The sequence below is a fragment of the Streptomyces sp. NPDC059695 genome (assembly GCF_042733785.1).
GTDB lineage: Bacteria > Actinomycetota > Actinomycetes > Streptomycetales > Streptomycetaceae > Streptomyces.
The window spans coordinates 84,533-93,211 of sequence record NZ_JBHWFF010000015.1; the positions used below are offsets into that span (position 1 = coordinate 84,533).

8 protein-coding genes are annotated in these 8,679 nt (G+C 71.1%); all 8 read left to right on the forward strand.

The genetic code is table 11. The features are described from left to right. Window positions 1–242: 242 nt before the first annotated feature. Window positions 243–506, forward strand: coding sequence for a hypothetical protein (locus tag ACFV2S_RS20220; protein ID WP_385560650.1), 264 nt, complete (start codon window positions 243–245; stop codon window positions 504–506). Window positions 507–657: 151 nt separating this feature from the next. After that, window positions 658–747, forward strand: a complete 90-nt coding sequence (gene kdpF / locus ACFV2S_RS20225; protein WP_385560653.1) for a K(+)-transporting ATPase subunit F — start codon at window positions 658–660, stop codon at window positions 745–747. A 98-nt stretch (window positions 748–845) separates the two neighbouring features. Beyond that, the gene (locus tag ACFV2S_RS20230) at window positions 846–3,251 is read left to right on the forward strand and encodes an ATP-binding protein (protein ID WP_385560656.1); all 2,406 of its coding nucleotides are present in this window, start codon (window positions 846–848) and stop codon (window positions 3,249–3,251) included. A gap of 46 nt (window positions 3,252–3,297) precedes the next feature. After that, the gene (locus tag ACFV2S_RS20235) at window positions 3,298–3,480 is read left to right on the forward strand and encodes a hypothetical protein (protein ID WP_385560659.1); all 183 of its coding nucleotides are present in this window, start codon (window positions 3,298–3,300) and stop codon (window positions 3,478–3,480) included. Window positions 3,481–3,949: 469 nt separating this feature from the next. Beyond that, the gene (gene kdpF / locus ACFV2S_RS20240; protein ID WP_329853613.1) at window positions 3,950–4,039 is read left to right on the forward strand and encodes a K(+)-transporting ATPase subunit F; all 90 of its coding nucleotides are present in this window, start codon (window positions 3,950–3,952) and stop codon (window positions 4,037–4,039) included. An 8-nt stretch (window positions 4,040–4,047) separates the two neighbouring features. Next, a complete protein-coding gene (gene kdpA / locus ACFV2S_RS20245) occupies window positions 4,048–5,712 on the forward strand; it encodes a potassium-transporting ATPase subunit KdpA (RefSeq protein WP_385560663.1) in 1,665 nt (554 codons plus the stop codon). Then, entirely contained in the window at window positions 5,709–7,844 is a 2,136-nt protein-coding gene (gene kdpB / locus ACFV2S_RS20250) for a potassium-transporting ATPase subunit KdpB (protein ID WP_385560666.1), read from the forward strand. Before kdpA ends, kdpB begins: the two co-directional genes overlap by 4 nt. A 6-nt stretch (window positions 7,845–7,850) precedes the next feature. Further along, window positions 7,851–8,573: a potassium-transporting ATPase subunit C gene (locus tag ACFV2S_RS20255; protein WP_385560669.1), complete on the forward strand. Its 723-nt coding sequence runs from the start codon at window positions 7,851–7,853 to the stop codon at window positions 8,571–8,573. The last annotated feature ends 106 nt before the right edge of the window (window positions 8,574–8,679 follow it).

Below are 8,679 nucleotides of genomic sequence, written 5' to 3' on the forward strand. Positions count from 1 at the left end.
TGGGCCCCGGTCCGCCCCCGCCGCCCCGGACCCCCACCCCCCCCCCCCCGGGGGTTGTTCCCCCGGGGGGGGGGGGCGGGCCCCCCCCCGGGGGGGGCGCGCCCCCCGGACTGCCCGTCCGCCGGCCGGCGGGTACCCGCCGCCTTCACGCGCTCCGGCGCCGCACGTGGGGCACGCTCCCCGCTCGCCCGCGCCTCCTGCGTACAGCGATCTTCCTGCTCACGGCCATCGGCGCAGGGCTGATGGGCACAGCCGGATTCGCCGCCTCCGACACGTGGAGCGCCGTCACCGGGCACCCTGCCCCGCGCACCGTGAGCGCCGCCGACCTCAACGTCGCCCTCGACGACATGGACGCTCAGGCCGTCAACTCCCCGCCGGCGAACGGCGACGCGGGCAAGGGCCGGACGGCCGTCCCGTACGACAAGGCCATCCAGCTGTACGACGAGGTCGCCGTCGCCGGTCCGGCCGCCCCGGGACTGCGCCCGCGCCTCGCGGAGTTCCGCTGACCGAGCGGCTCCGCGCCAGAGATCCGCCAAGACGCCGTCAGCATGCGACGGCACCCCGCAAGGGACCCGTCAAAGTGCTCGTACGCGCGCCGCGCACCGGGTTTCCTCGCAGCAGGACACCCGCAGGGACTCACCAGGGAGCGAAGCACTCATGAGCGTGGAGAAGGTGGTCGGATTGATCGTCGCCGCCGGCATCGTCGGCTATCTCGTGGCCGCCCTGATCCGCCCGGAGAAGTTCTGAACCTGCCCGCGCCGTCGGGGCCCGTCGACCCGGAGGTCCGTCCGGGGCGGCTCAAGGTCCTCGTCGGTGCGGCCACCGGCGTCGGCAAGACCTACCGCATGCTGGACGAGGGCCGGCGCAGAGCGGCGCGCGGTGCCGATGTCGTGGTCGGCATCGCCGCATGTCAGGGCCGCCCCCGCACCGAGGCGATGCTCGCCGGCCTGGAGCCCCTGGAGCCCGCCCACGCCGTCCACGAGGGTCGTGTCCGCCCCGAGCTCGACCTCGACCGGGCCCTGCGCCGCGCGCCCGCCCTGATCCTCGTCGACGACCTCGCCCACACCAACGCACCGGGCCACCGCAACGCCCACCGTTGGCAGGACGTCGAGGAGCTGCTCGCCGCCGGCATCGACGTCGTCACCACCGTCAACGTCCAGCACCTGGAGTCGCTCAGCGACGTCGTCGAGAAGATCACCGGGGTGCCGCAGGACGAGACCGTCCCCGACGCCGTCGTCCGCCGCGCCGAGCAGATCGAGCTCGTCGACATGGACCCGCAGGAGCTGCGGCGCCGGATGGCCCACGGCAACATCCACCCGCCCGAGGACGTCGACGCCGCCCTCGCCAGCTACTTCCGTACGGGCAACCTCATCGCGCTTCGCGAACTGGCCCTCCTGTGGGTGGCCGACCGCGTCGACGAGGCCCTGCGGAAGTACCGCTCCGAGCGGGGCATCGGCGGCGTCTGGGAGATACGGGAGCGGATCGTCGTCGCCCTCACCGGCGGACCCGAGGGCGACACCCTGATCCGCCGCGCGAGCCGCATCGCCGCCCGGACGGCCCAGGGCCGCCTGCTCGCCGTGCACGTCGTCCGCAGCGACGGCCTCGCGGCCGGCACCTCCTCCGCGGCCCTCGCCCGTCAGCGGCGGCTCGTCGAGAGCCTCGGCGGCAGCCATCACACGGTCGTCGGGGACGACGTCCCCACGGCCCTGGTGGAGTTCGCCCGCGCCGAGAACGCCACCCAGCTGATCCTGGGCACCAGTCGGCGCGGCCGGCTCGAACGCTTCCTGACGGGCCGCGGCATCGGCGAGACGACCGTCGCGCTCTCCGGCGACATCGACGTCCACACCGTCACCCACGAGAGGGCGGGACACGGCCGGCTGCTCCCCTCCCGCCGCCACAGGCTGCCCGTCTCACGGCGCGTCGCCGGACCGGTCGCGGGTCTGGTCCTGCCGGTCCTGCTCACCTTGCTCCTGGACCACACGCGGGGGGTGTTCAACCTCACCAGCGAGGCCCTGCTCTTCCTCGCCACCGTCGTCGGCGTGGCCTGCCTCGGCGGGGTCGTCTCGGCGCTCGTCGCAGCCGTCACCGCGTCGCTGCTGCTCAACTACTGGTTCATACCGCCCGTGGGTGCCTTCACCTTCGCCGACGCCGACAACATGCTCGCCCTCGCGGTCTTCGTCCTCGTCGCCGCCGTGATGGCCGGAGCCGTCGACCGCTCCCTGCGTCTGTCCAGACGCGCCGCCCGGGCCACCGCCGAGGCCGAGACCCTCTCCTCCCTCGCCGGGTCGGTGGTACGCGGTGACCACACGGTGTCCGCTCTGCTCGCCCGCACCCGGGAGATCTTCGGAGCCGAGTCCGCCGAGCTCGTACCGGCCGCGGAGCTCCATGGGGCCCGTGCGGGCGAACCCGCCGTCAGCCAGGTCGCCGTCGGCGACGGCCACTTCCTCGTCCTGCGCGGCCGGACCCTGCCCGCCTCGGACCGACGTGTCCTGGCCGCGTTCGCCGCACACGTCACCGCGGCGGCCGAACACGCCAGGCTCGCCGAGGCGGCCGCGGAGGTGGAGCCGGTACGGGCCGCGGACCGGATGCGGACGGCCCTGCTCGCCGCCGTCAGCCACGACCTGCGCACGCCCCTCGCCGCGGGATGGGCGGCCGTCGCCTCCCTGCGCGGCACCGACGTCGAGTTCACCCCGGACGAGCGCGACGAACTGCTCGCCACCGCAGACGAGTCCATGGCCCGACTGGCCCGGCTCATCGACAACCTCCTCGACATGAGCCGTCTCCAGGCGGGCGCCCTCCACCTCTCACTCCGCCCCACGGCCCTGGAAGAGGTCCTGCCCGCGGCGCTCGACGCGCTGCCCTCCGACGCACCCCGACCCGTCCTGCACGGCTTCGAGCAGGCGCCGGCGGTCTTCGCCGACCCGCCACTGCTCGAACGCGTGATCGCCAACCTGGTGGGCAACGCGAGCCGCTTCGCCCCACCCGGCCACCCCGTCCTGCTCACCGTGAGCGCGCTCGCCGGCCGGGTGGAACTGAGGGTCGTCGACCGCGGCCCCGGTCTGCCTCCAGGTGACCGGGAGCGGGTCTTCGAGCCGTTCCAGCGCCTGGGCGACACGGACAACACCACGGGCGTCGGCCTCGGCCTGGCCCTCGCCCGCGGGCTCACCGAGGCCATGTCCGGCACACTGACCCCGGAGGACACCCCCGGCGGCGGCCTGACCATGGTCGTCTCGCTGCCCTGCGCGGTCTGAGGGGCGGCGGAACGGAGCCTCAGGTCGGGGGAAGGTGTTCCGCGGCGTGGTGCGGGCGGCCGGAACGTCACCGCACGCCGCCGACCTGGCCACCCTCGCCCTCCTCTCCGGCGCCCACGAGGACGACCCGGCGAGCGAGGACAGCGCCGAGACCGCCGGCCTCGGCGGCACCCAGCTGCTGCCCGACACGAGGACCGCGGACCGCCGCCGGCTCACCCACGGCCGTTGACGGGACGCCACGTCCCCCGTGGGCACGGGGGCCGTGCCCCAGGTGGCCACCGGGGACACCCTGGCGGGTTTCCGCCATGAGAGGCCTACCGGTCTTGACCGGCGTCCGGTGCACGGCCGTGTGCTGCGCGCGGGTGACCGCGTCGTCCTGGCGACGAGTCGGCAGGGCCTGGACGTACTGGTGTCCGGGGTCCGGCCGCACCCGGGGCGCCGACGCGAACGGGCGGGGGAGCGGCTTGGTTCCGCGCCGGGAGCCGGGGAGCCGTAGGGGACGCGTCAAGACGGAGCTGCGGGGCGTATGAGGGCCGTTAACGAGGGCCGATCCGTGGCCGAAAGGCGATTTCCTCATCTTGTCCGAGAATCCGTTCTTCCTTCATCCGGGAGCTCACGATGGCCGACGTGGCCTTCGTCGTCACCACGATCGCGGTCTTCGCGCTGGTGGCCTTCATCGCCAAGGGGGTGGCCAAGCTGTGACTGCCGAGAACATCGTCGGTCTGATCGTGGCCGTCGCCCTGCTGGTCTATCTCGTCCTCGCCCTCGTCAAGCCGGAGAGGTTCTGAGTACGGATATGAGTCCTGTTCTTGCCGGAGTCCTCCAGTTTCTGGCGCTGATCGTCGCCCTCGGCCTGTCGTACCGACCGCTGGGTGACCACATGGCGAAGGTGTACTCCTCGGAGAAGCACTACAAGCCCGAGAAGTGGATCTACAAGGCGATCGGAGCCAACCCGGACACGGAGATGCGCTGGCCCGCCTATCTGCGCGGTGTCCTGGCCTTCTCCGCCGTGAGTGTGCTCTTCCTCTACCTGCTGCAGCGCGTCCAGGGCTCGCTGCCGGGCTCGCTCGGCTTCGTGTCGATCGACCCGGACCAGGCGTTCAACACGGCCGCCTCGTTCGTGGCGAACACGAACTGGCAGTCGTACTACGGCGAGCAGGCCATGGGCCACGTCGTGCAGACCGGCGGCCTCGCGGTGCAGAACTTCGTGTCGGCGGCCGTGGGCATCGCGGTCGCGGTGGCCCTGGTGCGGGGCTTCGCCCGTTCCCGTACCGGTGAGCTGGGCAACTTCTGGGCCGACCTGGTCCGGGGCACGGTCCGGATCCTGCTGCCGATCTCGGTGATCGGCGCGCTGGTCCTGGTCGCCTGCGGTGCGATCCAGAACTTCTCCGGGATCCACGAGGTCGGCCAGTTCATGGGCGGCTCTCAGCAGTGGAACGGCGGTGCGGTGGCCTCGCAGGAGGTCATCAAGGAGCTGGGCACGAACGGCGGCGGCTACTTCAACGCCAACGCGGCCCACCCCTTCGAGAACCCCAACGGGCTCTCCAACCTCTTCGAGATCTACCTGATCCTCGTCATCCCCTTCGCGCTCACCCGCACCTTCGGTCGCATGGTCGGCTCGATCAAGCAGGGCTACGCGATCCTCGCCACCATGGCCACCATCTGGATCGGGTTCACCGCCCTGATGATGTGGACCGAGTTCTCGCACCACGGCCCGGCGTTCGACCTGGCCGGCGGCGCGATGGAGGGCAAGGAGACCCGGTTCGGGATCGGCGGTTCGTCGATCTTCGCGGTGGCCACGACGCTGACGTCGACGGGCGCGGTGAACTCCTTCCACTCCTCGTACACCGGCTTCGGCGGCGGGATCACGATGCTGGGCATGCAGCTCGGCGAGATCGCCCCCGGCGGCACCGGCTCGGGCCTCTACGGCATGCTGATCATGGCGGTCATCGCGGTGTTCATCGCCGGTCTGATGGTCGGCCGCACCCCCGAGTACCTGGGCAAGAAGATCGGCACCCGCGAGATCAAGTTCGCGGCCTGCTACATCCTCGTCACCCCGGCCCTGGTCCTGTGCTTCACGGCGGCCTCGTTCGTCCTGGACACCCCGCAGCACTCGATGACCAACTCCGGCGCGCACGGCTTCTCCGAGATCCTCTACGCGTACACCTCCGGCGCCAACAACAACGGCTCGGCCTTCGCGGGTCTGAACGCGGACACCCAGTGGTTCAACACGACGATCGGCCTCGCGATGCTGCTCGGCCGGTTCCTGCCGATGGTGTTCGTCCTCGCGCTGGCCGGTTCGCTGGCCGAGCAGGCGCCCGTCCCCGAGACGGCGGGCACGCTGCGGACCGAGAAGCCGCTGTTCACGGGCCTGCTCGTCGGCACGATTCTGATCATCACCGGCCTCACCTACTTCCCGGCCCTCGCGCTGGGACCGCTCGCCGAAGGGCTCGCGGCATGACCAACGACGTAAAGAAGCACGAGGACGAGATGTCCACCGCGACTGGCACCAAGGCGCCCCACGGCGACCTGTCCGGGGGACACCACGCCCCCGGACGGATCGGCGGAGGTCTCTTCGACCCGAAGCAGTTGATCAAGTCCTTCCCGGACGCGGTCAGGAAGCTCGACCCGCGCGTGATGGTCAAGTCGCCGGTCATGTTCGTGGTGCTCGTCGGCTCGGTGGTCACCACCGTGCTGGCGGTCCTGAACCCGGGGGACTGGTTCGGCTGGGCGATCACCGCCTGGCTGTGGCTGACCACGGTCTTCGCCAACCTGGCGGAGGCGGTCGCCGAGGGACGGGGCAAGGCGCAGGCGGACACCCTGCGCAAGGCCAAGACCGACACCGTCGCTCGCCGGATCATCGGCACCAACGAGGAGCGGGTCCCGGGCACCGAGCTCAGGATCGGTGACCTCGTGGTCTGCGAGGCCGGCGACATCATCCCCGGCGACGGTGACGTCGTCGAGGGCGTCGCCTCGGTGGACGAGTCCGCGATCACCGGCGAGTCCGCCCCCGTGATCCGCGAGTCCGGCGGCGACCGGTGCGCGGTCACGGGCGGTACGAAGGTGCTGTCCGACCGGGTCGTCATCAAGATCACGACGAAGCCCGGCGAGACGTTCATCGACCGGATGATCAACCTGGTCGAGGGCGCGGCACGGCAGAAGACCCCGAACGAGATCGCCCTCAACATCCTGCTGGCGTCCCTCACGATCGTCTTCCTCCTCGCCGTCGTCACCCTGAAGCCGTTCGCGATCTACGCGGGCGCCGACAAGCAGACCTCCCTCATCGTCCTGACGGCCCTGCTCGTCTGCCTGATCCCGACGACGATCGGCGCGCTGCTCTCCGCGATCGGCATCGCCGGCATGGACCGGCTCGTGCAGCGCAACGTGCTCGCGATGTCGGGGCGTGCGGTCGAGGCCGCCGGCGACGTCTCCACCCTGCTCCTGGACAAGACGGGCACCATCACCCTCGGCAACCGCCAGGCATCCGAGTTCGTCCCGGTCGAGGGCACGACCGAGGCCGAACTGGCCGACGCGGCCCAGCTGTCCTCGCTCGCCGACGAGACCCCCGAGGGCCGCTCCATCGTGGTCCTCGCGAAGGAGAAGTACGGGCTCCGGGAGCGCCACCAGGGCGAGCTGGAGGGCGCCACCTGGGTCGAGTTCACCGCCCAGACCCGCATGTCCGGCGTCGACGTGGACGGCAAGCAGACCCGTAAGGGCGCGGCCGGTTCGGTCGTCACCTGGGTCCGCGAGCAGGGCGGCGAGGTCGCCGACGACGCCGACGCCCTGGCGAACAGGATCTCCGAGGCCGGCGGCACTCCGCTGCTCGTCGCGGTGAAGGACGACAAGGGCGCCCGCGTCCTCGGCGTCATCCACCTCAAGGACGTCGTCAAGGAGGGCATGCGGGAGCGGTTCGACGAGCTGCGCCGCATGGGCATCAAGACGGTCATGATCACGGGTGACAACCCGCTGACCGCGAAGGCCATCGCCGAGGAGGCCGGAGTCGACGACTTCCTCGCCGAGGCCACCCCCGAGGACAAGATGGCCCTCATCAAGCGCGAGCAGGCCGGCGGGAAGCTGGTCGCCATGACCGGCGACGGCACGAACGACGCCCCCGCGCTCGCGCAGGCGGACGTCGGCGTCGCGATGAACACGGGCACGTCGGCCGCGAAGGAGGCCGGCAACATGGTCGACCTCGACTCCAACCCGACCAAGCTCATCGAGATCGTCGAGATCGGCAAACAACTCCTCATCACCCGAGGCGCCTTGACGACCTTCTCCATCGCCAACGACGTGGCGAAGTACTTCGCGATCATCCCCGCGATGTTCGCCGTCGCCTACCCGTCGCTCGACAAGCTCAACATCATGGGCCTGGCCTCGCCCGAGTCCGCGATCCTCTCCGCCGTCATCTTCAACGCACTGATCATCATCGCGCTCGTGCCGCTCGCCCTCAAGGGTGTCCAGTACAAGCCGACCAGCGCCGACAAGATGCTCCGCCGCAATCTCGGCCTCTACGGTCTGGGCGGCCTGATCGCCCCGTTCGTCGGCATCAAGATCATCGACCTGCTCCTCTCCCTCATCCCCGGAATCGGCTGACCCGCGATGAACAATTCAGCAGCGAACACCGGCCGCGTGCTCTGGGCGGGCCTGCGCGCCCTCCTCGTCCTCACCGTGATCTGCGGCGTCCTCTACCCGCTCGCCGTCACCGGCATCGCCCAAGTGGCCCTCCCCGGCCAGGCGAACGGCTCCGAGATCAAGGACGCGAGCGGGAAGGTCGTCGGCTCCGAGCTCATCGGCCAGACCTACAGCCTTCCGCTGAAGGAGGGCGAGGAGACGCCGGCCCCGGACCTGAAGTGGTTCCAGCCGCGTCCCTCCAACGGCCTGGGCACCAACAGCGTCAACACCCAGTACGAGCTGATCCTCTCCGGCGCCACCAACCGCTCCGGCGACAACGGTGCCGTGACCGGCAAGGACGGGAGGGAGTACTGCCCGGAGAAGCCTGAGGAGGGCACGCTCTGCGCCCAGGTCGCGGACGCCAAGGCGGCCGTCGTCAAGGACAACTCCGTAGCCGGCTACACCGTCAGGCCCTCCGAGGTCCCCGCCGACGCCGTCACCTCCTCCGGCTCCGGCCTGGACCCGCACATTTCCCCTGAGTACGCGAAGCTCCAGATCCACCGAGTCGCCGAGAAGAACCACCTCACCGTCGCCCAGGTCGACAAGCTCGTCGCCGACCACACCGACGGCCGCATCCTCGGCTTCATCGGCGAACCCCGCGTCAACGTTCTCCAGCTCAACATCGCGCTCAAGGAACTGACCAAGGGCTGATGGCCTTATCAGAGCGGCATGGGAGCCGGGGGGGGGGGGCGGGGCGCCCGGGCGCGCGCCCCCCCCCCCCGCCCCCCCCGCCCCACAGCCCACGCACCACCCCACC